The organism is Flavobacterium sp. FlaQc-52 (genome assembly GCF_044007495.1).
GTDB classification, from domain to species: Bacteria; Bacteroidota; Bacteroidia; order Flavobacteriales; family Flavobacteriaceae; genus Flavobacterium; species Flavobacterium cupriresistens.
In genome coordinates, this window is sequence record NZ_JBIPCV010000004.1 from 398,045 (window position 1) to 424,017 (window position 25,973).

Annotated in this window: 24 protein-coding genes; 15 read left to right on the top strand and 9 right to left on the bottom strand. The window is 34.9% G+C overall.

The genetic code is table 11. The features are described 5' to 3' along the window. Positions 1 to 12: 12 nt before the first annotated feature. From ACHRV5_RS10405 to ACHRV5_RS10430, 6 genes are all read right to left on the bottom strand, one after another. On the bottom strand, positions 13 to 1,026 hold the full coding sequence (locus ACHRV5_RS10405) for an OmpH family outer membrane protein (protein WP_395426680.1): 1,014 nt from the start codon (positions 1,024 to 1,026) through the stop codon (positions 13 to 15). A gap of 42 nt (positions 1,027 to 1,068) precedes the next feature. Further along, positions 1,069 to 3,840 (bottom strand): outer membrane protein assembly factor BamA, encoded by a 2,772-nt coding sequence (bamA, locus tag ACHRV5_RS10410; protein WP_047773164.1) that lies wholly within the window; start codon positions 3,838 to 3,840, stop codon positions 1,069 to 1,071. Next, positions 3,773 to 4,513 (bottom strand): isoprenyl transferase, encoded by a 741-nt coding sequence (locus tag ACHRV5_RS10415; RefSeq protein ID WP_047773166.1) that lies wholly within the window; start codon positions 4,511 to 4,513, stop codon positions 3,773 to 3,775. The genes bamA and ACHRV5_RS10415 overlap by 68 nt, the downstream gene beginning before the upstream one ends. Before the next feature lie 4 nt (positions 4,514 to 4,517). Next, the gene (locus ACHRV5_RS10420; RefSeq protein WP_047773168.1) at positions 4,518 to 5,201 is read right to left on the bottom strand and encodes a DUF6089 family protein; all 684 of its coding nucleotides are present in this window, start codon (positions 5,199 to 5,201) and stop codon (positions 4,518 to 4,520) included. A 173-nt stretch (positions 5,202 to 5,374) separates the two neighbouring features. Continuing rightward, entirely contained in the window at positions 5,375 to 6,259 is an 885-nt protein-coding gene (locus ACHRV5_RS10425; protein WP_047773169.1) for an NAD kinase, read from the bottom strand. A gap of 92 nt (positions 6,260 to 6,351) precedes the next feature. Then, positions 6,352 to 7,011, bottom strand: coding sequence for a CBS domain-containing protein (locus tag ACHRV5_RS10430; protein WP_047773171.1), 660 nt, complete (start codon positions 7,009 to 7,011; stop codon positions 6,352 to 6,354). Positions 7,012 to 7,127: 116 nt separating this feature from the next. Here ACHRV5_RS10430 and ACHRV5_RS10435 point away from each other — a divergent pair, with 116 nt between their 5' ends. The 7 genes from ACHRV5_RS10435 (at position 7,128) to clpX (ending at position 13,158) form a co-directional block, all read left to right on the top strand. Next, on the top strand, positions 7,128 to 7,841 hold the full coding sequence (locus tag ACHRV5_RS10435; RefSeq protein WP_395426681.1) for a pyridoxine 5'-phosphate synthase: 714 nt from the start codon (positions 7,128 to 7,130) through the stop codon (positions 7,839 to 7,841). 6 nt (positions 7,842 to 7,847) lie between these two features. Beyond that, entirely contained in the window at positions 7,848 to 8,612 is a 765-nt protein-coding gene (locus ACHRV5_RS10440; protein WP_395426682.1) for an alpha/beta fold hydrolase, read from the top strand. 38 nt (positions 8,613 to 8,650) lie between these two features. After that, positions 8,651 to 9,139: a YdcF family protein gene (locus tag ACHRV5_RS10445; protein ID WP_395426683.1), complete on the top strand. Its 489-nt coding sequence runs from the start codon at positions 8,651 to 8,653 to the stop codon at positions 9,137 to 9,139. Between the two features lie 38 nt (positions 9,140 to 9,177). Then, the gene (locus ACHRV5_RS10450) at positions 9,178 to 9,522 is read left to right on the top strand and encodes a phage holin family protein (RefSeq protein WP_047773176.1); all 345 of its coding nucleotides are present in this window, start codon (positions 9,178 to 9,180) and stop codon (positions 9,520 to 9,522) included. Between the two features lie 117 nt (positions 9,523 to 9,639). Next, positions 9,640 to 10,962, top strand: coding sequence for a trigger factor (locus tag ACHRV5_RS10455; protein WP_047773178.1), 1,323 nt, complete (start codon positions 9,640 to 9,642; stop codon positions 10,960 to 10,962). 211 nt (positions 10,963 to 11,173) lie between these two features. Beyond that, the gene (clpP, locus tag ACHRV5_RS10460; protein WP_047773182.1) at positions 11,174 to 11,848 is read left to right on the top strand and encodes an ATP-dependent Clp endopeptidase proteolytic subunit ClpP; all 675 of its coding nucleotides are present in this window, start codon (positions 11,174 to 11,176) and stop codon (positions 11,846 to 11,848) included. A gap of 77 nt (positions 11,849 to 11,925) precedes the next feature. After that, positions 11,926 to 13,158: an ATP-dependent Clp protease ATP-binding subunit ClpX gene (gene clpX, locus ACHRV5_RS10465; protein WP_047773185.1), complete on the top strand. Its 1,233-nt coding sequence runs from the start codon at positions 11,926 to 11,928 to the stop codon at positions 13,156 to 13,158. A gap of 712 nt (positions 13,159 to 13,870) precedes the next feature. On the opposite strand, the gene ACHRV5_RS10470 is transcribed toward clpX, so the two are convergent. Further along, on the bottom strand, positions 13,871 to 14,836 hold the full coding sequence (locus ACHRV5_RS10470) for a GlxA family transcriptional regulator (RefSeq protein WP_395426684.1): 966 nt from the start codon (positions 14,834 to 14,836) through the stop codon (positions 13,871 to 13,873). Positions 14,837 to 14,976: 140 nt separating this feature from the next. Here ACHRV5_RS10470 and ACHRV5_RS10475 point away from each other — a divergent pair, with 140 nt between their 5' ends. The 6 genes from ACHRV5_RS10475 (at position 14,977) to serB (ending at position 18,645) form a co-directional block, all read left to right on the top strand. Then, a complete protein-coding gene (locus ACHRV5_RS10475; RefSeq protein WP_047773188.1) occupies positions 14,977 to 15,384 on the top strand; it encodes a VOC family protein in 408 nt (135 codons plus the stop codon). A 32-nt stretch (positions 15,385 to 15,416) separates the two neighbouring features. Continuing rightward, complete coding sequence (locus tag ACHRV5_RS10480; RefSeq protein ID WP_395426685.1) at positions 15,417 to 15,824, top strand: SRPBCC family protein; 408 nt, start codon at positions 15,417 to 15,419, stop codon at positions 15,822 to 15,824. An 11-nt stretch (positions 15,825 to 15,835) separates the two neighbouring features. Further along, a complete protein-coding gene (locus tag ACHRV5_RS10485; RefSeq protein WP_047773192.1) occupies positions 15,836 to 16,252 on the top strand; it encodes a VOC family protein in 417 nt (138 codons plus the stop codon). Between the two features lie 2 nt (positions 16,253 to 16,254). After that, a complete protein-coding gene (locus tag ACHRV5_RS10490; protein ID WP_047773194.1) occupies positions 16,255 to 16,689 on the top strand; it encodes an ATPase in 435 nt (144 codons plus the stop codon). 49 nt (positions 16,690 to 16,738) lie between these two features. Beyond that, positions 16,739 to 17,179: a VOC family protein gene (locus ACHRV5_RS10495; RefSeq protein ID WP_047773196.1), complete on the top strand. Its 441-nt coding sequence runs from the start codon at positions 16,739 to 16,741 to the stop codon at positions 17,177 to 17,179. Positions 17,180 to 17,415: 236 nt separating this feature from the next. Next, positions 17,416 to 18,645: a phosphoserine phosphatase SerB gene (gene serB / locus ACHRV5_RS10500; protein WP_230004550.1), complete on the top strand. Its 1,230-nt coding sequence runs from the start codon at positions 17,416 to 17,418 to the stop codon at positions 18,643 to 18,645. Between the two features lie 722 nt (positions 18,646 to 19,367). On the opposite strand, the gene ACHRV5_RS10505 is transcribed toward serB, so the two are convergent. Continuing rightward, positions 19,368 to 20,879, bottom strand: coding sequence for a GH3 auxin-responsive promoter family protein (locus ACHRV5_RS10505; protein ID WP_395426686.1), 1,512 nt, complete (start codon positions 20,877 to 20,879; stop codon positions 19,368 to 19,370). Positions 20,880 to 21,121: 242 nt separating this feature from the next. Between ACHRV5_RS10505 and ACHRV5_RS10510 the strand changes: the two genes are divergently transcribed. Both ACHRV5_RS10510 and ACHRV5_RS10515 read left to right on the top strand, forming a co-directional pair. Then, entirely contained in the window at positions 21,122 to 21,916 is a 795-nt protein-coding gene (locus tag ACHRV5_RS10510) for a DUF2797 domain-containing protein (protein WP_395426687.1), read from the top strand. A gap of 222 nt (positions 21,917 to 22,138) precedes the next feature. Next, positions 22,139 to 23,227 carry a glycosyltransferase family 9 protein gene (locus ACHRV5_RS10515; protein WP_395426688.1) on the top strand — a complete coding sequence of 363 codons (1,089 nt, stop codon included), beginning with the start codon at positions 22,139 to 22,141 and terminating at the stop codon, positions 23,225 to 23,227. 45 nt (positions 23,228 to 23,272) lie between these two features. On the opposite strand, the gene ACHRV5_RS10520 is transcribed toward ACHRV5_RS10515, so the two are convergent. Further along, positions 23,273 to 25,867, bottom strand: coding sequence for an AsmA-like C-terminal region-containing protein (locus ACHRV5_RS10520; protein ID WP_395426689.1), 2,595 nt, complete (start codon positions 25,865 to 25,867; stop codon positions 23,273 to 23,275). Positions 25,868 to 25,973: the final 106 nt, after the last annotated feature.

Genomic DNA, 25,973 nt, shown 5'->3' on the forward strand with positions numbered 1-25,973 from the left:
TTAAAATATTAATTAATTATTGGTCGTATTTGTTTTCTGTGCTGCGGCTTCTTTTGCTTTTTTGGCCGCTTCTCTTTCTTCTAAAATTTTCTTCTTTCTTTCTTCTAATTCTTTTTTACGCTGCTCGTAAAGTTTTTGTCTTTCTTCTGCTTTATTTTCTGTTGCCGCTGGCTGAACTGTTGTTGTTTTTTGCTCTGTCGTGGCAGTAGGTTTATCAGTAGACGGACTTGTTTTAGTAGCGTCTGTTTTTGCTGGTTCAGAAACCGTGCCATTTTTTCTGGCCTCTCTTTCTTCTAATAATGCTTTTCTTCTGTCTTCGTATTCTTTCTTTTTAGCTTCCTGCTCTAGTTTTCGATCTAAAATTAATTTCTCTCTTGCTGCTTTTCGGTCATCCAGAACTTTTTGTCTGTCTTTCATGGCAGGATTCTCATCGATAGCGTTTTCAAGATTTTCTTTTTTCTCTTGTTCTTTCAATTGTTTTTTAGTCAATTGTTCACGCTTATCAGTTCGGTTTAAGATACGGATAACCTGATCGCTAATATCAAACTTTTTATTGCTAAAAAGCATTGTTAAATCAGAAGACTTGTCAAAAACAAAATCATAATTTTTGGCTTCGGCAATATCCTGAACGGCTGTGAAAACCTGATCTTGAATTGGTTTTGCTAAAGCTGCCTTATGTCGGATTAAATTTCCGTCAGCTCCAAATTGCTTTTGCTGATAATCCAGCATTTCTGTTTCCAGAAATTTAATCTCTGTTTCTCTTTCATCGATAAGCTCTTTAGTCAGTAATGCTTTTTCAGCTTTAAGACTTTCTTTGAGATTATTGATGTCCGTTTTTTTGGTCTCAATTTCTTGTTTCCATTTTTGAGCTTTTAGCTCTAATTGTGCATTTGCTTCTTTATAATCAGAGACATTTTCTAAGATATACTCCATATCTATGTAGCCAATCCTTGTCGATCTTGTCTGTGCCTGACTTGTATTTGCTACAATCAAGGCTAAAAATATAAATAAAAATTGTCTTCTCATAACATTACTTTATTTGAAAATTTTTAACCAAATATAATCTTCTTAAAATTGCTGACCAATAATAAAGTGTGGTTCCCAACCATTTGGTCTGTTATTAATTGCTCCCGGTGCAGCATCGAAACCATACCCGAAGTCAAAACCTAATAGTCCAAACGCCGGCATAAATACACGAACACCAAGACCTGCAGAACGATATAAATCGAACGGGTTGTAAGCTTTAAACGTTGGATAAGCAGCTCCGGCTTCTATAAATGTTAAAACATAAATGGATGCCGATGGTTTTAAGGTTACTGGATAACGAAGCTCCATAGAGAACTTATTGTAAATCGTCGCTCCAATTTGCTGTCCATATCTAGGATCTTTAGGATCTTCAATAATAGGTGTCAACGTATTGTTTTTATATCCTCTTAATCCAATAGTCTCTCTACCGTCCATAGAGTAGTTGGCCATTCCATCTCCTCCCATGTAAAAACGTTCGAAAGGTACTACACCTCGTTCTTGATTATAAGCACCCAAGAAACCAAATTCGGTTAATGTTCTTAAAACTAATTTACCATACACTTTAGTATACCAGTCTGCTTTAAATTTAATTTTATAATATTCTAACCAGTTGTATTTCTTCTGATCGACTTTTGCAATGTCAGTATCTGCATTTTGGTAATTTGTACCTACACTAGATAATCCAGTATTTCCATTTACTACTTCAGTCTTAACGTAATCACCAGTATTTAAAGGTTTACCATCTATTCCGTTTCCAGATGTTCCTGTATATTGTGTTTTGTATTCTTTTTGATTCCCCAGATCACCATAATCAATACCATTAAACATAGAGTAAGGAGGTGTAACTTTTGCAGAAATACTAAACTCCGAACCATAAGTAGGGAATATAGGATTGACCCCTTTATTGCTTCTTGAAATTCCAATAGTATACGCAAGGTTTCTTGACGCTCCGTTACCAAAGGTAAACAATCCTGTGTTATAATTGTTCAGGTCATAGTGTTGGTAACTTACGGATTGTGATAATACGAAGTAGTCATCCGGCACTGTAAGTCTTTTAGCAAGACCAACTTGTAACGTTAAGATGTTAAAACTTTTGCTCTTATCTACATCTCTTGTCACAAAATTGTTTAAGAATTGTTTACTGTAAGAGATAGAAGAACTAAACTGTACCGGTTTTTTTCCACCAAACCATGGTTCTGAGAACGATAAACTATACGTTTGGAAATAAGTACTTCCTTGTAAACGAAGTGATACTTTTTGTCCGTCTCCCATTGGTAAAGGTTTGTAAGAGTCTTTCTTAAATAAATTTCTGGCTGAGAAATTATTAAAAGAAAGTCCTAAGGTTCCAATGAAACCACCTCCACCGTAACCTCCTTGAAGTTCAACCTGGCTAGATCCTTTTTCAACAACATGGTATTCGATGTCTACTGTTCCGGCACCTGCGTCTACGTTCTTGAATTTTGGATCTATCGCCTCAGGATCAAAAAATCCTAATTGTCCAATTTCACGAATCGTTCTTACTAATTGTTCTTTACTGTATTTTTCACCTGGTTTGGTTCTTAATTCGCGGTAAATAACATGATCATTTGTTTTGTCGTTTCCAACAACTGTAATTTTGTTAAAATAAGCGATTGGACCTTCTGTAATTCTGATCTCAAAATCGATTGTATCATTAGCGGTTTTTACCTCTACAGCATTGATGTTTGAAAACAAATATCCATTGTTTTGGTACAAATTGGTAATGTCTTCTGCATCCGGTTTTGTTTTGTCTGCGATCCTTTTTTCAAGTAAAACACCGTTATATGTTTCTCCTTTTTTGATCCCTAAGTAGCGATTCAAAAGGTGATCAGGATAAACCGTATTTCCTAAAAACTTAATATTTCCAAAGTAATATTTATTTCCTTCTTCCATTTTAATTTTAATGGCAAGCATATTTTTCTCTTTGTTGTAAGCAACAGAGTCATAAATAATACGTGCATCACGGTATCCTTTTTCTTTATAGGTAGAAATAACTTTTTCTAAGTCGGTCTTGTATTTTTCAGGTATAAATTTTGAAGATTTAAGAATGCGGAAGACATTTTTTTGTTTAGTGTCTTTCATAGCGGCTCTCAGTTTAGTATCGCTAAGTTGGGTGTTCCCTTCAAAATCGATACTGCTGATTTTTACTTTGTCGCCTTTATCTACCCGCACAACCATATTTACCTGATTTCCTGCAGTGGTATCGGGAGTAGTAGTAATAGTGACTTTGGTGGTGTAAAAACCGTCTTTTTTATACTTGTTTTCGATGTAATTTTTGGTAGTGGTAATAAGGTTTTCATTAACAATTTTGTTTTTAGTCAAATTGTTATCTTTAATTAAACCTTCTACTTTGTTCTTTTTGATACCAACAAATTTGACCTCATTAAGCTTAGGAAGCTCAATAATATTCAGGTCTAAATAGATACTGTCTTGTTCGATTTTATTTACATAAAACGAAATTTCGTCAAAAAGTCCCAGTTTACCCAATTTTTTAATTGCGCCACTGATTTCTTCTCCGGGTACCGTTATTTCCTGTCCTTTTTGAAGACCAGAGAAAGTAACCACTGTTTGTTCATTGAAGCTTATTTTACCAACGACAGAGACTTTAGCAAGAATGTACTTTTTTCCTTGATCAAAAGGAACTCTTTCTTGTGCTTTTATTTGTGAAAAACTACCCATTAGAATCAGGGTAAGGACTAGTTGTATTCTTTTTTGTAACACTAAAAAATTATTTAATTTGTTCACTGGTTTTTCCAAATCTACGTTCTCTTTTTTGATAACTAATAATAGCCTCATATAAATCTTGATCTTTAAAGTCTGGCCACAAGACATTAGTAAAATATAATTCTGCATAGGCGATTTGCCATAGCAAAAAATTACTTATTCTATGTTCTCCACTTGTTCGTATTAATAAATCTACGTCAGGTAAATTTTGCGTGTAAAGATGCTCATTTATAATTGAATCGTCAATAGCGTCTATTGAAATTATATTATTTTTAACTTTATCACTGATGATTCTAACGGTATTTACCAATTCTTCTCGTGATCCGTAACTTAAGGCCAGAGTAAGAGTAAGGCGGGTGTTGTTTTTTGTCTTATCAATTACATCTAAAAGTTCTTTTTGAGCACTTTTTGGTAACTTATCAAGGTTTCCAATAGCATTAAGTTTAATGTTATTTTCCTGTAAAGTACCAAGCTCTTTTTTTAAAGAATTGATTAGAATTTTCATTAAAGCTTCCACTTCGAGTTTTGGACGATTCCAGTTTTCTGTTGAAAAAGCATATAAGGTTAAATACTTAATGCCAAGTGTAGCACAAGTAGTAATTGTTTTTTTTACAGACTTTGTTCCGTTTTCGTGACCAAATGCTCTTAAAAAGCCTTGTTGTTTTGCCCAACGCCCATTTCCGTCCATAATAATGGCCAGATGTTGTGGTAAGTTTGTTTGATCTATAGAGTCTAGTAAGTTCATTGTATTAATATGCGCAATAGCAAGGTTTTTGTCCAAAGGTATACGTTAAAGTAACACCTGAGAATACATACCAATCATTATTATTTAAATTTCCAAAACGTAAAGGAGCTAAATTTCCATTGCTGGGATTGCTTCCGTCAATATTATCAGTAAAGGTATAACGCACTCCGGCTTCTGCAGCTAAAATCAGATGTGGCGTTATATTCGATTTTATACCTAATATAATAGGTATTGCAAACGAATTTGAATTTTTGATTTTTCTTGTTTGTCCACCCGAGATATATAAATCATCATAGTTGAAGAAACTCAATCCCGAAAACAGATACGGTGTAACTTTAGGATGATAATCGTGAAGATTAAAATCAAAAAAGTTAAATTCCAGACCAGCTGACAGTTCTTTTATGTTGTTTTTAAATTTATAACCTCTGTTGCTTCTTCCGGTTTCTTTAGAATCAAGGTCATTTCCTATTACGGTAGACTGAGTGTAAGAGAAACGGTAGGAGTGGCGTGGGCTTCGGTTCCATTTATACAGTATACCAAAAGCCGGTTTTTCAGGAGCGATATAGGTGGTCTTTCCTACGTCTCCTACAAAGTTACTTCCACCCAAGAAAACACCAATCTCATTTATTTGAGCGCTTAGTGTTAAGAAGGGGAAAAAACAGAACAATAAATTAAAAATTTTCTTCATTTAATTCAGAATTGCGTGCAAATATAATAATTATCAATACGAATCAAAGTTTCTTTAGTAAAATGTGCTTTTTTTTCAATTTACGATATGATTTTTAGACATTTAATGATGATTCGCTACATGCAGAACGGGAAAAAGTACTGCAATAGTATACTTGTGAATCAGAAAAGAGATTAATTTCTTTTGTCCTCTCCCCAAAGCAATTTGTTTCTCAAGGTTTTCAAGAAAGTCTCGCCCGGGATTTCGACCATTTTTATTTTAAAATTGGTCTTTTTTATGGTTAAAATGGATTCGTTTTTTACAGAAGCAACTCTGGAATCCAGTGAAACTAAATATTGATCGTCTCTGCCTGAAACACGAAGTTTTACCTCGGTATCATCCGGAATTACAAGAGGTCTTGCCGTTAAATTATGAGGGGCAATAGGGGTAATCACTAAACTTTTGACATCTGGCGTTAATAATGGTCCTCCGCAACTTAAGGAATATCCTGTAGATCCTGTTGGTGTAGAAATGATTAAACCATCTGCCCAGTACGAGGTCAGGTACTCATTGTTCAAATGCGTTTCAACTGTAATCATGGAGGTGGTGTCCTTTCTGCTTATGGTAACCTCATTCATGGCAAAGTTTAATTCGGCTATAGCATCATTTTTTGGCTCACAAGTCAGACTTAATAAAGTTCTCTCAGAGATCGTGTAGTTTTTGTCGACTACAAACTGTAAAAAACTATCAATCTTTTCTTTTTGTACGGTGGCTAGAAAACCGAGCCTTCCTGCATTTATTCCTAAGATTGGAACGCCTGAATCCCGAACTAGAGTAGCTGCTCTCAAAATAGTCCCGTCACCGCCAATACTGATCAACATTTCAAAGCTATCATCTAAAGAAGTAGTCGAAGAAAAGGTGTTGTACTCCGCATTAATAAGTTGCTTTTCATAAAGCATTTTTAGAAAATTTTCTTCAATTACCATTTCAACGTTGTTCGAATTGAAGAACAAGAAAATGTCTTTTATGATCGGTTCCGTACTGTTTTGATAATATTGTCCGTAAATCGCTACTTTCATTCTTTTTGTTTAGATAATGAGAAAATTTGATGATGTGTCAATGTCTTGGGGGACGATCTGATTGACTCATTTTCTGCTTGTTATATTTTAAATTAAATATTAAGGTACTTGTCCAGATAATCAGAACGTTCTTTTAAACTGTTGATATAGGTGTCTTCCTGATGTTCTGAAATAATTTCGTAGTTGTATCTTCTGAAAGTCTGAATGATTTCATTCATGGCTCCCAACCCGATTTTTATCGTGATTTGAACATTCTCGAGATCGGCTTCAGAGATAAAACAACCCAGAATTTTACCGTTATTGCTTTCTACAATCTGAGTGATCTGACTCATGGAGTAGTCTATAAGTCCTTTTTGAACGATAATGATGCCACCTTGTTCTTTTAAAAATGGAGTTTCTTTAAAAAACTTCATTATATCTTCCATTTCATAATAGCCGATATAGGTGTTGTTTTCGTCCAGAACAGGAACGGTGTTGGTGTGATTTTTAGCAAAAACCTCTAAAAGATCTAACCAAATCATTGATTTTCGCGCAAAAAAACGTTCAAACGTATATTTATAGTCGATTGTTTTTTTGTCCGTATCAAAAGTTTCAACATCATCAGAGGAGATGCTCCCAATGTAAATACCATTCTCTAAAACCGGAAAATGGGAAAAACTTAGGTCAGCAAAAAAGTCCTGAACCGACGCTATCGTTTCCTGGCTGTCGATTGCTCGAAAATCGTTTGTGATATAGTTGGTAATTTCTGTCATAGATCAATTGTGGATATTTGATGCAAAATAATCAAAAAATAGCAAAAACTGCTACCTTTTACTTTGTATTTTTGTGGTAACAAATATAATGTTACTAGAATTAATTATCTATTTATATGACAAAATTAAGTGTAAATATCAATAAAATTGCAACGTTGCGAAATGCCCGTGGCGGAAATGTTCCTGATTTATTAAAAGTGGCAACAGATATCCAGAATTTCGGAGGACAAGGAATCACGATTCACCCACGTCCGGATGAACGACATATTCGCTATCAGGATGCACGTGATCTAAAGGCCATTGTACATACTGAATATAATATTGAAGGAAATCCACAGCATAATTTTATTGATTTGGTTTTAGAGTGTAAACCAACACAAGTTACCTTAGTTCCCGATGCCATTGGGGCAATTACTTCTTCTGCCGGTTGGGATACTATAAAAAATGAATCTTATTTAAGTGAGGTTATTCAGGAATTTCAGCGTAACGGAATCAGAACTTCGATTTTTGTAGACCCCGTTTTGGGAATAATTGAAGGTGCTAAAAAAACAGGAGCGGACCGAATTGAATTGTACACAGAAGCTTTTGCACATCAATACGGTTTAGGAAATAAAAACGGAATTGACCCTTACGTTGAAGCAGCAAAACTAGCCAACGAATTAGGTTTGGGGATCAATGCAGGTCATGACTTAAGTTTGGATAATATTCAGTTTTTCAAACAAAACATTCCGGGATTATTAGAGGTGTCTATTGGGCATGCCTTAATTTCAGAAGCGCTTTATCTTGGTTTGGATAATGTGGTGAATATGTATTTGCAAAAATTAAAATAAGACTTTATGCTTTATTCAAAAATAGAAGGCGAAGGGAAATCTTTCGTCATCATGCATGGTTTTTTAGGAATGTCAGATAATTGGAAAACGCTTGCTTCGCAATATGCAGCGTCAGGTTTTCAGGTTCATGTTTTGGATTTGCGAAATCATGGACGCAGTTTTCATTCCGATGAATTTACCTATGAAGCGATGGCAAAGGACGTGTTCGAATATTGTCAGGCAAATCAGTTAAGCAAAATTGATATTTTAGGACATTCGATGGGAGGGAAGGTAGCGATGCTTTTCGCGACGACTTATCCGGAATTAGTAGATAAATTAATTGTGGCTGATATTGGTCCGAGATTTTACAACCAGCACCATCAGGATATTTTGGCAGGGTTAAATGCAGTTGATTTTTCTGTAAAGCCAAGTAGAAATGACGTAGAGGCTATTTTGACACAATATGTTCCGGATTTTGGAACCCGTCAGTTTTTAATGAAAAATTTATATTGGCAGGAACCCGGACAATTGGCTTTTCGTTTTAATCTGGCTGTTTTCAATGGTAATTTAGATGCAATCGGAAAAGCGTTGGCAGACGGTTTGGTTTTTGATAAACCGACCTTGTTTATACGTGGAGGAAGTTCCGGTTATATTAAGGACGAAGATATGGAACAAATACGTCAGCATTTTCCCGATGTGAAATTAGATACTATACCTAATGCGGGACATTGGCTTCATGCCGAAAATCCAAAATTGTTTTTTGAACTGACAACGGCATTTTTAAAAGAGTAAGTTTTGAGGAAGACGATTACTGTTATTAAAGTTAAAGGATGAAAGTTTTAATTGTACTGGGGTCTCCAAATTCAGAACTTGGAAACTTAGGGCAAATAGCATTGGACCGATTAGATTATTGTTTGGATATTTTTGATCCGAAGGATAACTATATTATTTGTACAGGAGGTTTTGGAGCGCATTTTAATACAGCGCTTTATCCGCATGCAGACTATGCAATGAATTATTTAACAGAGAATGGACTTAGTGCAGAAAACTTCTTAGAAGCGGCCTTGTCTGCTAATACAGTTGAAGACGCGGTATTAGCAAAAAAGATATTGATTAAACATCACTTTGATACGGTTGTTGTGATTACTTCTGACTATCATGTCGAAAGGGTGAAGCTTATTTTTGATGAAATTTTAGGATTTGATAACGTGGAATATGCCGGAGTAGTCCATGCTATTTCTGATACAGAAAAAGAGCGATTGGTGATCCATGAAAAAAAAGCAATCAATGGAATTTTAAGCAAAGGCTTATATTATTAAATTTTAGTACTTTTAAGTAAATTTTAAACCATACAATTATGAATTTATTACTCAGACTTCTTGTTACCGCTGCCTTGGTTTTGGTGATCGCTCACTTTTTGCCAGGTGTTCATGTTGCCAGTTTTACCACCGCTGTAATTGTTGCGGTAGTTTTAGGGTTGCTGAATCTTTTTATAAAACCAATATTGGTCATTCTGACTTTTCCCGTTACGATTGTGACGTTGGGCTTGTTTTTACTGGTGATTAACGCCATTATTATTCTACTGTGCACTAATATTGTCGGAGGTTTTAAAGTAGAGTCTTTCTGGACCGCATTATTCTTCAGTATTATATTGTCTATTCTTCAATCTATTACTTATAAAATTGTAGGAGACGATAAATAAACTAAAATCAAAGCCGAATAAAAAAGGGCTTCAAATACAATAGGTTAAAAACTTGGTTGGGTTGCAAAAATTTTATAATTTTGCAACCCAATTTTATTACGTAAATTAAAGAACACGATGGATATTAAAAGAGTAGCAATAGACGCTGTTAATGAAGTGATTGTGATGAACGTTGTTCACATGGACTACAAAGGGCAGGTGCAAAAAAGAATAAACGAAAAAATGCCTTTAGCAACTGTAAAAGGTTTTAGAAAAGGACAAGTACCTAAAGACCTTGTTGAAAAACAATACGGAAAAGGTATTAAACAAGAAGAAATTCAAAAAGTAGTTGATTTAGCTTTAGAGCGTTTTGTACAATCTGAAAGATTAAATCTATTAGGAACTCCTCTTGCTAAAGTAAACGAAAACTTCGATTGGGATGCTGAAGAGTTAACTTTCGAATACGAAATTGGTTTAGTGCCAAACTTCGAAATTAATTTAGAAGCTAAAAATGATATCGTAAAATATATCGTTACAGCTGATGCTAAATTAATCGACGGTCAGGTAGAGCGTATCCAAAAACAATTCGGAAAAGCAATTCCTCAAGAAGCTGTTGTTGCAGATTCTGACTTAACAGGAACTTTTTCTAACGAAGAAAACGGAATCAATAACACGACTACCATTTCTGTAGCTACTTTCAACAAAGCTGCCGGAGATAAATTCATCGGTAAAAAAGTAGGAGATGTTGTTGCAGTAAGCACAAAAGGTTTATTCGAAGATGATCACCAATTAATGGACTACCTAAAAGTAGGTCATGATAATGTTCACGGTTTAGATATCGAAGTAAACTTTACTATCGAAGCTATCAACGGAGCTGAATTGGCAGAATTAAACCAGGATTTATTTGATAAACTTTTTGGTGAAGGAAAAGTAGCTTCATTAGAAGACTTAAAAGCTAAAATCAAAGAAGATGCTGAAGCGCAATTTGCACAACAAGCAGATCAAAAATTATTGTTAGACGTTCAGGATTTCCTTATCGAAAGCACAAAATTTGATTTACCGTCAGAATTCCTTAAAAAATGGTTGCAAACTGTTGGAGAGAAAAAACTTTCTGCAGAAGAAGCTGAAGTAGAATATGCAAGATCTGAAAAAGGATTGCGTTTTCAATTGATTGAAGGAAAAGCAATGGCTCAAAGTAATATCCAAATTACATTTGAAGATTTGAAAGCTTTTACAACAAACGCGATCAGACAACAAATGGCTCAATTTGGTCAAACAAACCCAACTGACGAAGAAGTACAAGGAATCGTGGCTAGAGTTTTATCTAACCAAGAGGAAGTAAAAAGACTTTCTGAGCAAGTTGTTGCAGAGAAATTGTTAGAGTTGTTTAAAGAAAAAGCAAATCCAACAACTAAAGAAGTAACTTACGAAGAATTTATTGCTGCATCATACGGAGAATAATTTCTGAAAAAATAAGTATATTTGAGCGTCAATTGATATTTTCTTTTGACGCTCTTTTTTTTGTTTCAGGTTTCAAGTTCATGAACCTGAAACCTGAAACCTGAAACTTTTTTTAGCGAAAAGAAGACATATTGGCATTATTCATAAAAAGGTATGACCTTTGATAAATTAAAATAGACATCAAATAAACTTAAACTTAGAACAGATACATATGAACTACGGTAAAGAATTTAAAAAATTTGCTACAAAGCACCAAGGAGTAAATGCCATGTACTATGATAAAATCGTAGCGGCAATGAACCCAACTAATATGACTCCATATATTATCGAAGAACGTCAGTTGAATATTTCTCAATTAGATGTTTTCTCCCGATTAATGATGGACAGAATTATCTTTTTAGGAACAGGTATCGACGACCAGATCGCTAATATCGTTCAGGCACAATTACTTTTCCTGGAAAGTGCTGATGCATCAAAAGACATTCAGATTTATTTAAATTCTCCGGGAGGAAGCGTTTACGCAGGATTAGGGATTTACGACACCATGCAATACATCAAACCTGACGTAGCGACAATTTGTACCGGTATGGCAGCTTCTATGGGAGCCGTTTTACTATGTGCAGGAGCAGCAGGAAAACGTTCTGCTTTACCACATTCAAGAGTAATGATTCACCAACCATCAGGAGGAGCACAAGGAGTAGCTACCGATATGGAAATCAACTTACGTGAAATGTTGAAACTAAAAGATGAATTGTACAACATCATCTCACAACATTCAGGACAAACTTTTGATAAAGTACACAAAGACAGCGAGCGTGATTACTGGATGATCGCAGACGAAGCTAAGGAATACGGAATGATTGATGAGGTGTTGAGAAGAGGATAAAAATTGGTTTAAAGTTTCAGGTTTTAAGTTGCTATTGTTAACTTGGAACCTGAAACTTGAAACTTGAAACATAAGAAATGGCAAAAGTAGTATTAGAATGTTCGTTTTGTGGAAGAAAAAAGCCAGAAACCAATTTATTGATTGCAGGTATCAATGCACATATCTGTGATAAGTGTATTGAGCAGGCACACGGAATTGTATTAGAAGAATTAAAATCAAGCGGAAGTGCAAAACTAGTTGGGGACTTAATCTTAAAGAAACCAAAAGAAATTAGAGCTTTCTTGGATCAATATGTAATTGGTCAGGATCAGACTAAAAAAGTAATGTCGGTTGCGGTTTACAATCACTACAAACGTTTAATGCAACAGCAATTAGACGACGAAGTAGAGATCGAAAAAAGTAATATCATTATGGTAGGTCAGACCGGAACCGGAAAAACATTGGTGGCAAAAACGATTGCTAAGATGTTAGACGTTCCTTTGGCTATTGTTGATGCAACGGTACTTACAGAAGCAGGTTATGTAGGAGAAGATGTTGAAAGTATTTTGACACGTTTGCTACAAGCCGCTGATTATGATGTAACCAAAGCAGAAAGAGGAATCGTATTTATTGATGAAATTGATAAAATCGCCCGTAAGAGCGATAATCCATCTATAACACGTGACGTTTCAGGTGAAGGTGTACAACAAGCATTATTGAAATTATTGGAAGGAACAGTTGTAAACGTACCACCAAAAGGAGGTCGTAAACATCCGGACCAGAAATTTGTCGAAGTAAATACCCAAAACATCCTGTTTATTGCAGGAGGTGCTTTTGATGGAGTAGAACGTATTATTTCAAAACGTTTAAACCGTCAGGCAGTTGGATATTCAACTTCAAAAAATGTAGACAATATCGACAAAGACAATTTGTTGCAATATATTATTCCAAAAGACATTAAAGATTTCGGATTGATTCCGGAGATTATCGGTCGTTTACCGGTTTTAACGCACATGGATCCTTTGGACAGAGAAACGTTACGTGCAATCTTAACACAACCTAAAAATGCTTTAATCAAACAATATCAAAAGTTATTTTTGATGGACGAAGTTGAATTCAGTATCACGGATGAAGCTTTAGATTTTATTGTTGACAAAGCATTAGAATACAAATTAGGAGCACGTGGATTGCGTTCGTTATGTGAAGCAATCTTAACCGATGCGATGTACGAATTACCAAGTTCAGACGACAAAACACTGACAATCGACAGAGAGTATGCCGAACATACACTAAGCAAAAATTTATTGAAGAGAATGGAAATTGCTTCGTAAAACAATACTATAAAACGCCTCATCTGAGGCGTTTTTTTTTGACTGAAAAGTGGTTTTTTAATTCTCGACGCAGTAAAAAAAAGAGATTGATCTTTTAGTTGTTAAGCTAATGAGGGGCGGTTTAAACCATATAAGTGATGTAAGTTCATTTAATTCTATGCTTATATTTTCTTCAATGACTTGTATAGTTTAATTTTTTGCGACTTTCCGTCTTTGCGAGAGAAATAGTTCCAATGTTTGCAAGACATTTGTTGCAAGGAGAGTTATAAGTTAATCTAATTCAAAACTTATATTTTCTTCTATGACTTATATGGTTTAATTTTTTGCGACTTTGCAAGAAAAATAGTTCCAATGTTTCAAGACATTTTTCACAAAGAGAATTATAAGTTCACTTAAGTTAAAGCTTATATTTTCTTCTATGACTTATATGGTTTAATTTTTTGCGTCTTTGCGAGAAAAATAGTTCCAATGTTTACAAGACATTTTTCACAAAGAGAATTATAAGTTCACTTAAGTTAAAGCTTATATTTTCTTCTATGACTTATATGGTTTAATTCTTTGCGACTTTGCGAGAAAAATAGCTCCAATGCTTACAAGACATTTGTCACAAGGAGAGTTATAAGTTAATCGAATTCAAAACTTATATTTTCTTACATCACTTATATGGTTTAAAATTTTTTGTGACTTTGCCTTTTACTCCAAAAAGCGTAATTTACTGCACCCTAAACTTGTCGCGATATTCAATAGGTTTCATGCCGACCATTTTATAAAACACTTTTCTAAATGCTTTAGGATCATTATAACCTGTTTTTTCTATAATTTCAGAGATTGAAAGCTGCGTTTGCTCCAGGTATTTCTTTGAACTTTCTACTCTTATATTCTGTAAATATTCAATAGGCGGAATTCCCGTAACCAGTTTAAAACGACGTGTCATGTTTCGGGCGCTGGTGGGAATATCTTTGGTGATTTCTTCCAGTTTTTCTATGGTACTATATTGATTTTCTATTTTTTGCTGTAACATGGCAACCAGACTGTCATTATGCAAATGATTGGGTCTGAATGTGCTGAAATAACTCTGTTTGTATCGGTTTAAATCAATCGAGAAAATCTTGGCAATCTGAACCGCAATCTCATTTCCGCAATATTTCTGAACCAATAGAATCAATAAATGAAAGGTTGAGGTAGAGCCTCCACTGGTGTACAAACTCCCATCTGCTGTTAAAGTTTCCTCTGATTTTAGTTTGACTAATGGAAATGCTTTAGTAAAGGCACTACAGGCATCTACATGTGTGGTAGCCAGTTTTTCATTTAGCAAACCTGAAGCGGCAAACAAAAACGCACCGGTACAAAAACTAGCCAATTCGGCTCCTTTTTTGTGTTGCTTTTGTAACCACGGAATAAAACTTTTGTTCTTTGCAATCACCTCACTCATATTGTCCGTGGTAAAAGCGGGAATCAAAATCAATTCCGGATGTTCTTCAGAAGTTTCTATTGGTTGTACTTCATATCCGAACAAGTGTTCCTGATTGATCTGTTCGGAAGATTGAAAGACCATAATCTCAAAAGGTTTTTCAATTCCGTTATGCAATTTATTAGTGGTTTCAAAAACTTCTAAAATCGCTGCAATGCTCAATAATTTATAGTCATGCGGTACAATTAGACCTATTTTTTTGCTCATGGTTTGTTGCTTTTTGAAAGTTAATCTCTACACAAAAGTATAAAAATTGTCTCATATGACCCTAAAAATGACTTTTATTGTATTCTTAAGGATTGTTTAAAATTCTAAATTTGTCTTAAATAATTAGTAATTTTATAAATATGAAAACAGAAATTTTCTTAAATCTTCCTGTAAAAGATTTAAAACGGTCCATGGATTTTTTTACGGAATTGGGTTTTACATTCAACCTAAACTTTACAGATGATAAAGCAGCTTGTTTGGAAATTGGTGAAAATATTTTTGCCATGCTTCTCTTGGAGGAGTTTTTCAAAACCTTTACTAATAAACAAATTTGTGACACCTCCAAAAGCACCGAATTTTTGACGGCTTTATCCGTTGACAGTCGTGAAAAAGTAGATGAGATAATAGCAGCAGTTGTAAAAGCTGGAGGAACAGAATATATGGAGGCAAAAGACTATGGTTGGATGTATCAAAAAGCCTTTTTAGATCCGGACGGACACCATTGGGAAATCTTCTTTATGGATGAAAGTCAGGCTCCTTCAAATTAAATTTTTAACTAACAATATAAACTTAAACAACTATGATTACAGTAAAGAATACAATCGATGCACCGATAAGTAAAGTTTGGGAATTTTGGACATTACCGGAACACATTACAAAATGGAACACACCTTCGCCGGACTGGCATACCCCTTATGCTGAAAATGATGTAAAAGAGGGCGGAAAATTCAAATCGACTATGGCTGCAAAAGATGGCAGTATGAGTTTTGATTTTGAAGGAGAATATACGTTGGTCAAACAAAACGAAGCCATCAATTATGTAATAGCAGACGGACGTAAAGTGGAGATTAGCTTTAAGCAAACGCCAAACGGAGTAGAAGTGGTTGAAAGTTTTGACCCTGAGACAGAAAATTCAGAAGAAATGCAACGCGGAGGCTGGCAGGCTATTATGGATAGTTTTAAAAGTTATGTAGAAAGTGCAAACTAAAACGGACAAAGATGACAAAACAAATTTGGTTGAATCTACCTGTTAAGAATGTAGCAAAAGCAAAAGCCTTTTTTTTGAAAGTAGGGTTTACTTTTAATGAGCAACAGGATACGCCCAGCTCGACTTGTATGTTGGTTGGAGAAAAGAATTTTGTAGTAATGCTTTTTGAAGATGCTTTGTTTGAGAGCTTTTCTCAGAACAAAATTACAGATACACAATCGAGTTCAGAAATCCTGATTTCGATTGATGCCGAAAGTAAAGAGGAAGTAGATGCATTAGCAGAAAAGGTAAAAGCAGCCGGAGGGATTGTTTTTGCTCCGCCGGCAGAAAACCAGGGTTGGATGTATGGTTTTGGTTTTGCCGATTTAGACGGTCATCGCTGGAATGTTTTATATATGGATTTTAGTAAACTACCACAACAAAATTAGATATGGAAAGATTAGAATTTGCAATTAGAATAAAGGCTTCACGAGAGAAAATATGGTCAGTTTTATGGGAGGAGGAAACGTATAAGAAATGGACAGAAGTTTTCTGCGAAGGTTCCTCCACAATAAGTAACTGGAACGAAGGAGATACAATACATTTTTTATCCCCCGGAGGTGAAGGAATGTATAGCATTATTGAAACAAAGATTCCTAACGAATATATGGCTTTTAAACATTTAGGTGAACTAAAAGATTTTAAGGAAATGCCCATTGATGAGGAAACAAAAAAATGGAGCGGTGCCATGGAAACGTATCGATTAACAGCTGACGGCGAATTTACTGATTTGGTGGCTCACGTTGATGTAGTCGAAAAATACCTGGATTACTTCAAAGAGACTTTTCCAAAAGGACTGGAAAAAGTAAAAGAATTAGCAGAATAAGAATAAATGATCAATGACAATAAATAATAACAACAAACAATAAAATATCATGGCAACAGTAAACCCTTATTTAATATTTAATGGAAATTGCGAAGAAGCATTCCTATTTTATAAATCAGTTTTTGGAGGAGAATTTCCATATATCGGAAAATTTAAAGATATGCCTGAAGGCGAAGAAGGATGTACAGGTGCATCAGAAAAAGATGCAGACAGAATCATGCACGTTTCTTTACCAATTGGAGATACTATTTTGATGGGAAGCGATAGCAGCGAACAATCCGGAGATGTAGTAGTTGGCGGAAATTTCTCCGTTTCAATTAATGTCGCAAGTACAGAAGAAGCAGATCGAATTTTTAACGGATTATCAGCTGGCGGAGCGGTTTATATGCCGATGGAAAAAACATTCTGGGGTGCGTATTTCGGAATGTTCAAAGACAAATTTGACATCAGCTGGATGGTGAATTTTGATGAAAATATGCCAAGTAAATAAAGACTGATAAGCAATTATTTTATCTTTAAAAGACCAAAAAATGATTCCTCAAAAAGGAGTCATTTTTTGTTTGAAGTTACCAAAAGTATATTTATTTTAATAATTAGTGTTAAATGTTAAATTAATTAAAAAATAGCCATTGATTTGTGTTTTTTAGGTCTAAAAAAACAATGATTATTCTTTTTTATCAACAATAGATTGCCGATTTTTGTCGCTTCGTAATCAATAAAGAAAACATGGCAGCAGAAGGCAAAGAGATTATTTTATTAAAAGTTTCCGGTCATGATAAGCCGGGAGTTACAGCTGGTTTAACAGCGGTATTGGCAACTTATGATGCTGTTATTTTAGATATAGGTCAGGCCGATATTCACGATACACTTTCATTAGGAATTTTATTCGAAATTGAATCCGGTTCAAGTTCCGGACCTGTTTTAAAAGATTTGCTGTTTAAAGCTTACGAACTGGAAATCAAAGTAAAATTTACTCCGATTTCTATTGAAGATTACGAAACCTGGGTAAAATCGCAATCAAGACAACGTTATATCATTAATATTTTAGGGGAACAATTGGCCGCTTCACAATTGGCCGCAGTGACTAAAATATTGTCGGATCAAAATCTGAATATTGATTCCATTATAAGATTAACAGGCAGAACTTCTATTATTGAGATAGAAGAAAATCCTCGTTCTTGCATACAATTAGCGGTAACCGGAGAAATTGTAGATAAAATTGTCATGACGGCCAGTTTTATGCAGATTTCAAGAACTCTGGATGTTGATATTTCTTTCCAGGAAGACAATATTTACAGAAGAAACAGACGCTTGGTTTGTTTTGATATGGATTCGACATTGATTCAGACCGAAGTAATTGATGAGTTAGCCGAATTAAACGGAGTAGGTGAGCAGGTAAGAGCAATTACAGAACAGGCAATGAATGGTGAAATTGATTTTAACGATAGTTTCAAGCAGCGCATGGCTTTATTGGAAGGGCTGAGCGAAGATGTTTTACGATCCGTTGCAGAAAAATTACCCATAACAAAAGGAGCCCATCGTCTGATGAAAGCCTTAAAATATTACGGATATAAAACAGCAATCCTTTCCGGAGGATTCACCTATTTTGGCGAATACTTGCAAAAGGAATTAGGAATTGATTATGTTCACGCGAATCAGTTGGAAATTATAGACGGTAAACTGACCGGTAAATATTTAGGAGATATTATTGACGGACAGAAAAAAGCAGAGCATTTAAAAGCTATCGCCGACAAAGAAGGGATTCATATTAACCAAACAATAGCGGTTGGTGATGGTGCAAATGACTTACCGATGCTAAACTTAGCCGGTTTGGGAATCGCTTTTCACGCCAAACAAAAAGTAAAAGAAAATGCCGCAACCTCAATTTCAAGCTTAGGACTTGACGGTGTTTTGTATCTGTTAGGATATCACGACAGGTATATTGATATGATGTAGGCTTCGACTTCGCTCAGCCTGACAATGGGAGTTATTGAGCCTGACAGTTAGATTCATTAAGTCTGCGAATAGAACAGCAGATTTTAATTTGTGAAAATTAGAGTGATTTCGGCAAAACTAAACCTTACGCAAGTAGATTTATATAGTGTAACAATTAAGGTGTCACCCTGAGCGAAGTCGAAGGCTTGAAAGCGATAAAGGGGCTTCGACTTCGCTCAGCCTGACAGTTGGATTTTTTCAGCCCAACAGTTAGGATTTTTTAAGTCTGCGAATAGAATAGCAGGCTTTAATTTGTGAAAATTAGAGTAATTCGTGGCAAAAACTACATTTTATGATAGGCACATTGATATGATTTAAAAATATGGTGTCACCCTGAGCGAAGTCGAAGGCTTATAAGGGATAAAGGGGCTTCGACTTCGCTCAGCCTGACAGTTGGATTTTTTCAGCCCAACAGTTAGGATTTTTTAAGTCTGCGAATAGAACAGCAGGTTTTAATTTGTGATAATTAGAGTAATTCGTGGCAAAAAAAAACGACGGCACCTTCAATCATTCCAGATCCCCAAAGCTCTACCCCAGATTTGGAATTTGGAATTTCAAAAGATTGGAATTTCAAAAAAGACTATAGCACCTTCAATCATTCCAGATCCCCAAAGCTCTACCCCAGATTTGGAATTTGGAATTTAAAAAGTTTGGAATTTAAAAAATTTGGAATTTCAAAAAAATCACGACATTTCCTTCAATTGTTCCAAATAATCTCTCTGATTCGAAAGTCTCGGAATTTTATGTTGACCACCCAATTTGTCTCTTTCCTTTAGCCAGTCGTAAAACAAATTTTCTCGGGCAATGTTAATTACCAGAGGATTTAAGGTCATATTGTTGTAGCGCTTGGCTTCGTAATCGGAGTTTAAAGTCTGCAAGGTTTCATCCAGCACTTTTTGGAAAAGCCCTACATCTGCCGGTTTTTTCTTGAATTCGATCATCCATTCGTGTGCTCCTTTTTCTTTGTCCTTCATGAAAATAGGGGCAACCGTATAATCGATTACTTCTGTTTGAGTAAGTTGGCAGGCTTTGGCAATGGCCTGATCGGTATTTTCGACCATTAATTCTTCACCAAATACATTGATGTGATGTTTGGTTCTTCCGGTAACTCTGATTCTATAAGGGTTTAAAGAAGTAAAACGAACCGTATCACCAATTAAATAGCGCCATAGACCCGAATTTGTGGTAATAACAATAGCGTAGTTTTTATTTAATTCAACGTCAGCCAGGCGAATTACTTTCTGATTTAGAGTTCCGAAAGTATCCATTGGGATAAATTCATAGAAAATTCCATAATCCAGCATCAATAATAAATCACTCGAATTATTTAAATCCTGAATCGCAAAAAAGCCTTCTGAGGCATTGTATATTTCGTAATATTGGAAATCCTTGCTAGGCAGGATTTTCTTGTATTGTTCTTTGTAAGGAGAAAAACTCACACCGCCGTGAAAATAAACTTCAAGGTTGGGCCATAGCTCCAATAAACTTCCTTTTCCTGTATCTTCTAAAACTTTATTCATTAGAACCAACATCCACGACGGAACTCCGGCAAAGCTGGTTACATTTTCGTTTTTGGTTTCATTGATGATGGCTGCAATTTTAGCTTCCCATTCGGTCATTAATGAAGTTTTGCTGCTTGGAGTACTACTAAATTCGGCCCAGATTGGCATGTTTTCGATCAGAATGGCAGAAAGATCTCCAAAAAAAGTATTGTTGTTTTCGTAAATCTGAGAGCTTCCGCCTAAACGAAGACTTTTTCCTAAAAACAATTCTGAATCTTCATTGTTGTTCAGGTACAGACAAAGCAAATCCTTACTTCCTTTATAATGACAATCTTCGAGAGCTTCATTACTTACGGGTATAAATTTACTTTTGGCATTAGTAGTTCCGCTTGACTTAGCAAACCATTTGATTGGCGTTTCCCAAAAAACACCCTGTTCTCCCTGACGCGTTCGTTCAATTAGAGGTTGCAATTCCTCGTAAGTAGCAATAGGCACCCGCTCAGCAAAAGTCTGATACGAGTTTATGGACGAAAATTCATATTGTTTTCCTATAATCGTGTTTTCAGAAGCAGTCAATAAGTTGTGTAACAATTCTTCCTGAACTTCATTCGGGTATTTTAGAAAGAGCTCTATTTGATGAATTCTTTGCTTAAGAACCCAAGATGCAAACGAGTTGATTATTGATAAGGGCATGGATAATTTTAGATTTTAGATTTTAAATTTCCGATTTGCGTTTTAGTATCAAAAAGCAGAAGATTTAAAATTTGAATATCGATATACAAATACTAACTTTGTCGTCATACCAAAAATAGTGTATTTTTTACAAAATACAATTTATTTAAGTTAAGAATCTAATTCAAAATTTGAATTTAAAAGGCAGAATTCACCGCCCTTAAAAGTAAATCTAAAGTCTAAAATCAGCAATCTAAAATCCAATGACATATCAAGGCGTACTTACAAAAATGCAAACAGAAATCGGAAACCCTATTCAGTATTATTTGGTTTTTGAAGATAGTTTTCTCAATATGAATCAATTATTGAATAAAGAAATTGAAGTCAGTTTTGTGGGATATCAATGTCTGAATTGTGGTAAAAAGAAAAAGATCTACAGACAAGGATTTTGTTACGAATGTTTTTATTCAAGTGCGGCTGTTGGAGATTGGATTATGAGACCCGAATTGAGTACAGCGCATTTAGGAATTGCAGATCGTGATTTGGAATACGAACAAAAAGTGCAATTGCAGCCTCATATTGTGTACCTGGCGGTAGCGAGTGATATAAAAGTTGGGGTAACCCGTAAAACGCAAGTGCCAACCCGTTGGATTGATCAGGGAGCGAGTCAGGCGATTGCAATTGTTGAGGTTCCGAATCGTTATTTGGCCGGGATTACCGAAGTTGCTTTAAAAAGCCATTATACAGACAAAACCAATTGGCGAAAAATGCTTCAGAACGAAACACAGACTTTTGACTTAATTAAAGAGAAAGAAAAAGTAGAAAGTTTAATTCCGGAAGAAGCGCGCGAATATTTTTACAGTCAAAAAAATGATTTGTATGAATTACAGTATCCGGTTTTAAATTTTCCGGCAAAAGTAACGAGTCTAAATTTAGATAAAACACCTACATTTCGAGGGAAACTAACGGGAATAAAAGGGCAGTATCTGATCTTTGAAAATGGCACTGTTTTTAATGTTCGAAGCTCAGAAGGCTATGTTGTAACCATTGCAGTTTAGTTTTTTATTGTTTGGTTAACTAGTTTATTCTGTTGGTTTTACGTGCTGTTTTTTCTGCGAAAAGCATGAAGAAGTTGATACATTTGATTACAATTTTATAATAATTACTTATTAGAAGATTTTTATTTTAGAGAACAAAACAATTTAGATTTGAACAGATTCAAATTATAGTTGTTTTCTTGAATAAAGAGCTGTTTTTTCTAATACGTAAATTATATAGTTATGAGTGTTTTAACTGCCATAAATGTTTTCAGAAGGCGCGTAATGCACAGTCTGACTAAGAATGTTGGGAAATCAAAAAGAGACTTAGATATTGTTTTAGTAGATAAAACAGAAATAAAACGAATTTTGATTTGCAGACCCAATGCGCGACTGGGAAATCTTTTATTGATTACGCCACTGGTTCAGGAAGTCTCAGAAATGTTTCCAAATTGTAAAATCGATTTATTTGTAAAAGGACCGCTGGCGCCAATTATTTTTAAAAACTACGATACGGTCCATAATACAATTCATTTACCCAAAAAGCCTTTTAAAAGTTTGCTGAAGTACTGTAAAGTCTGGATTTCGATAAGAAGACAGCCCTACGATATGGCGATTAATGTAGATCAGAATTCTTCGTCGGGACGTTTGGCGATCATTTTTTCAAGAGCAAAATATAAATTCTACGGAGATTTAAGTGATCAGCAGCAACATCAGCATGTAAAAAGTGATTATGGACATATTGCGAAGTATCCCGTTTATAATTTCAGGAACTATTTAACAAAACTGGGATTAGCAAAAAGCAACAGCATAATTCTGCCTTTAGATCTGAAATTAACACTGTCTGAACTCAAAAAAGGTAAAAAGACGCTAAAGAAAATAGTAGACGGTAGTTCGAAAAAAACAATTTGTTTGTTTACCTATGCTACCGGGACAAAATGTCTGTCACAAGACTGGTGGATGGATTTTTACCAAACGCTTAAACAGCAATACGCAGACTATACCATAATCGAAATCTTGCCAATCGAAAATGTATCACAGATTGGTTTTGAAGCGCCGTCATTTTATAGTAAAGACATTAGAAAGATTGGAGCAGTAATAGCAAATGCAACGGTTTTTATAGGAGCCGATAGCGGTATGATGCATTTAGCAAGCTCGGTTCAGACCCCGACAGTAGGTTTGTTTTCGGTCTCAGATCTTAAAAAATATGAGCCTTATGACAACAGTAGCATTGGAGTTGATGTTACTACTTGTTCTCTAAAGGATTATTTTAAAATATTGAATGGAATTTTAAACAACGGAAAACTAAAAGCCTATTCAAAAGCCGTTTAAGCATAAAAAAAAGGTCAATCGCGAGATTGACCTTTTTTTTGTTATTTAGTTTTTCTTCTTAAACAAACCGTTCAACAAGTCGCCTGCTTTTTTGGTAACTTCCTGAGTCTTTTTCTCTTTTTCAGTTGCCGCAGCTTTCGTTGTATCTTTAGATTTTGTGTTTTTATTAATCAAATCCGTAAGAGCTGATGTACCTTTTTGGGTCAGTTTATCTTTCTGTTGATTCACTAATTGAGTCGTCAAACTGGTCACGGCGCTTTTCATGTCGGTTGTTACCTTCGGATTAGAGAAATTACCGGTAATCATGGCATTCACAGGAATATTATCCAGTTTTGCGGCATCTGCAGGAGACATTTTAGCGATCAATGCGTTTGCTTCACTTCCTAAATATTTGGCCGGAACATCTAATTTTAGATTGTAATTCATAGTTTGGTCAAAACCGTGCGTTCCTCCAACTGTGATTTTGATATCCTGGTATTTAATGTCAAATGGTTTTACATTTACTTTTCCGTTTTCAAAAGTCAAAGCCATTTTCAAATCATTTAAATTCAATTTGCTTGCGTCAAGGAATTTGATGTTTGAAGTTAAAGAATTTAATACCGTAGAATTTTTAGCATTTAGCGTACTCGAAAGCAACTGCCCCAGTAAATCTCCCGAAATTGATTTTAAGTCCGGAGTTAATTCTTTGGCATCTAAATTTCCGTTTAGTTTAATCGTAGAGTTTAATTTTCCGTTGATGATTCCTGCCAGAGGAGCAATTTTTTTCATCATGTCCAATTGCGTAAAAGTCTGAGCAATATCTACTTGATTAAAACCTAAATTCATGTCAAAAGTAGGTACTTTAGATTTGGTAGAAACTGCTCCGTTTAAGCCAATTGTTCCTCCGAAAATAGACGTTTTAAAGTTCTCTAAAGTGGCTTTTTCATCTTTAACAATCAATCTTCCCGAAACATCTTTTAGTTTTAAATTATCGTATAAAACTGTAGTTGCTTTTGCGTTTAGGGTGCAATTTAAAAACGCGGGAATCTTCATCGCTTCGGTAGGTTTTGCTTGCGTTGTGGCTGTTGCCGGCTCGCCCGAAGTCATGAAATCATCAACAGCAAGTTGGTTAGAACTCATGTTGAAGTTTCCTCTAAGTTCTTGTTTTTTGAACATAAAACCATAGAAGTTTTCCAGAACTCCGTTGATGCTGATATCGCTTTTTCCTGTAGTAGCATCAAATTGCTTAAGGTTGATTTTACTTGGATTAAATTCAACCAAAGCCGTACTGATGTTCATTGATTTGTTATTCTCATCCGTATACTTAAAACCGGATAAACGCATTGTTCCTGCATTTTTGATGTTTTGATACTGGCTTTTCTCTACAGAAGCCATATCAAAATTGGTAGTTACATCTGCTTTTAAAATACCGGCCAAAGGTTTGTCTAATTTGATTGGATAGGCTTTTGAAAGGTTAGCCAGATTGATGGTTCCTTTTAAAGCCGCATCTACAATCGGATTTACCGTTATGTTTTTTATATTGGCTTTTGCGCTAAAAACATCCTGGTCAATTCTAAAAGAAAGTTTGTCTAAATTAACATAAGTGTCATTTAAAATCCCCGTTTCATTGATGATTTTGGTGTCAATTACAATGTTCTGAACCGATTTTGGCAAGTTCGGATATTGAAAAGAAGCATTGTTTGAAGCAATTGCAATATTGAATTTTGGTACCGTTGTTTCGGTTAATTCTCCTTTTGCAAAACCAGCTACAGTAAAGTCTCCCGTAGTTTTTACACCGTCTAAACCAGCGGCATAGGCAGAAGGAATTAATCCTAAGAAGTTCGTAAAGGAAGAAGTAGGTGTTTTAAATTTTAAATCATAAATCTGACCTACTTCAACCATTTGAATGAACCCGTCAAATTCCAGTGGCAATTGGTTAATTAAAGCTTTGTTTTCTTTAAAAGTGTATTTGCTTTTCTCTAAGTCAATTCCAAGAACAGCATCTAAAGTCAGAGATACTTTATTCATGAAATTGGTTTTATCCATGTCTAAAGAAACTTTTGCAGTAGATTTGGTAGTCAAATCCAGTTTTGAGTTGGTGAAGTCACCAGTTCCTTCGTGATTTAAACTGTCAATTACCATTTTAATCTTAGACCCCTGATCAATGTATCTAAAAGTAAAATTCTCGATTTTGTAGTTTTGAATTTTTAAAGCAAGAGGTTTTCCGGCTTCTGTTTTTTCTGTTTTTTCTTTGTTTTTTAAAGCAATATCAAAGTTCCCGACACCGTCTTTGTTAAAAATAATATTGATTAAACCATTTTCAGAACTAATTCCCTCGATATTTAAAGGTTCTTCTTTTCCTTTGAAAAGTTCTTTAATGCTCATCTTTAGATTTAATTTACCTAACGATACCAAAGTATCTCCTTCAAAAGGGGCTTTGTTGATGATAACTAATTTATCAATTCCAACAGTGGCATTCGGAAAGTTTCGGAACAAACTTAAATCAGCATCTGCAAAACTCACTTTGGCGTCTACACTTTCGTTAATGGCTTCGGAGATTTTTGCTTTAATCTGATCTTTAAAAAAGTAGGGAATGGCGAATAAGGCGGCAATAAATACCACGAGGACAATGGCTGAGATTTTTAAAATTTTCTTCAACATAATTAATTGTAAGTTTGAGGTTTACGATTCTGATTTGAGATGTACTATACTTGCAAAAATAGACTTTTATACTTGAGTTTATTTGAAAATTTTCATAAAAAACAAT

Excerpts from the sequence above, each read along its gene's own strand:
- ACHRV5_RS10455 (WP_047773178.1), top strand. The coding sequence starts at position 9,640 with ATGGATATTAAAAGAGTAGCAATAGACGCTGTTAATGAAGTGATTGTG.
- ACHRV5_RS10475 (WP_047773188.1), top strand. The coding sequence starts at position 14,977 with ATGAAAACAGAAATTTTCTTAAATCTTCCTGTAAAAGATTTAAAACGG.
- ACHRV5_RS10515 (WP_395426688.1), top strand. The coding sequence starts at position 22,139 with ATGAGTGTTTTAACTGCCATAAATGTTTTCAGAAGGCGCGTAATGCAC.
- ACHRV5_RS10510 (WP_395426687.1), top strand. The coding sequence starts at position 21,122 with ATGACATATCAAGGCGTACTTACAAAAATGCAAACAGAAATCGGAAAC.
- ACHRV5_RS10520 (WP_395426689.1), bottom strand. The coding sequence starts at position 25,867 with ATGTTGAAGAAAATTTTAAAAATCTCAGCCATTGTCCTCGTGGTATTT.
- ACHRV5_RS10415 (WP_047773166.1), bottom strand. The coding sequence starts at position 4,513 with ATGAACTTACTAGACTCTATAGATCAAACAAACTTACCACAACATCTG.
- clpX (WP_047773185.1), top strand. The coding sequence starts at position 11,926 with ATGGCAAAAGTAGTATTAGAATGTTCGTTTTGTGGAAGAAAAAAGCCA.
- ACHRV5_RS10470 (WP_395426684.1), bottom strand. The coding sequence starts at position 14,836 with ATGAGCAAAAAAATAGGTCTAATTGTACCGCATGACTATAAATTATTG.
- ACHRV5_RS10505 (WP_395426686.1), bottom strand. The coding sequence starts at position 20,879 with ATGCCCTTATCAATAATCAACTCGTTTGCATCTTGGGTTCTTAAGCAA.
- ACHRV5_RS10420 (WP_047773168.1), bottom strand. The coding sequence starts at position 5,201 with ATGAAGAAAATTTTTAATTTATTGTTCTGTTTTTTCCCCTTCTTAACA.
- ACHRV5_RS10495 (WP_047773196.1), top strand. The coding sequence starts at position 16,739 with ATGGCAACAGTAAACCCTTATTTAATATTTAATGGAAATTGCGAAGAA.
- ACHRV5_RS10445 (WP_395426683.1), top strand. The coding sequence starts at position 8,651 with ATGAAAGTTTTAATTGTACTGGGGTCTCCAAATTCAGAACTTGGAAAC.
- ACHRV5_RS10450 (WP_047773176.1), top strand. The coding sequence starts at position 9,178 with ATGAATTTATTACTCAGACTTCTTGTTACCGCTGCCTTGGTTTTGGTG.
- clpP (WP_047773182.1), top strand. The coding sequence starts at position 11,174 with ATGAACTACGGTAAAGAATTTAAAAAATTTGCTACAAAGCACCAAGGA.
- ACHRV5_RS10485 (WP_047773192.1), top strand. The coding sequence starts at position 15,836 with ATGACAAAACAAATTTGGTTGAATCTACCTGTTAAGAATGTAGCAAAA.
- ACHRV5_RS10425 (WP_047773169.1), bottom strand. The coding sequence starts at position 6,259 with ATGAAAGTAGCGATTTACGGACAATATTATCAAAACAGTACGGAACCG.
- ACHRV5_RS10430 (WP_047773171.1), bottom strand. The coding sequence starts at position 7,011 with ATGACAGAAATTACCAACTATATCACAAACGATTTTCGAGCAATCGAC.
- ACHRV5_RS10440 (WP_395426682.1), top strand. The coding sequence starts at position 7,848 with ATGCTTTATTCAAAAATAGAAGGCGAAGGGAAATCTTTCGTCATCATG.
- serB (WP_230004550.1), top strand. The coding sequence starts at position 17,416 with ATGGCAGCAGAAGGCAAAGAGATTATTTTATTAAAAGTTTCCGGTCAT.
- bamA (WP_047773164.1), bottom strand. The coding sequence starts at position 3,840 with ATGAGGCTATTATTAGTTATCAAAAAAGAGAACGTAGATTTGGAAAAA.
- ACHRV5_RS10480 (WP_395426685.1), top strand. The coding sequence starts at position 15,417 with ATGATTACAGTAAAGAATACAATCGATGCACCGATAAGTAAAGTTTGG.
- ACHRV5_RS10405 (WP_395426680.1), bottom strand. The coding sequence starts at position 1,026 with ATGAGAAGACAATTTTTATTTATATTTTTAGCCTTGATTGTAGCAAAT.
- ACHRV5_RS10490 (WP_047773194.1), top strand. The coding sequence starts at position 16,255 with ATGGAAAGATTAGAATTTGCAATTAGAATAAAGGCTTCACGAGAGAAA.
- ACHRV5_RS10435 (WP_395426681.1), top strand. The coding sequence starts at position 7,128 with ATGACAAAATTAAGTGTAAATATCAATAAAATTGCAACGTTGCGAAAT.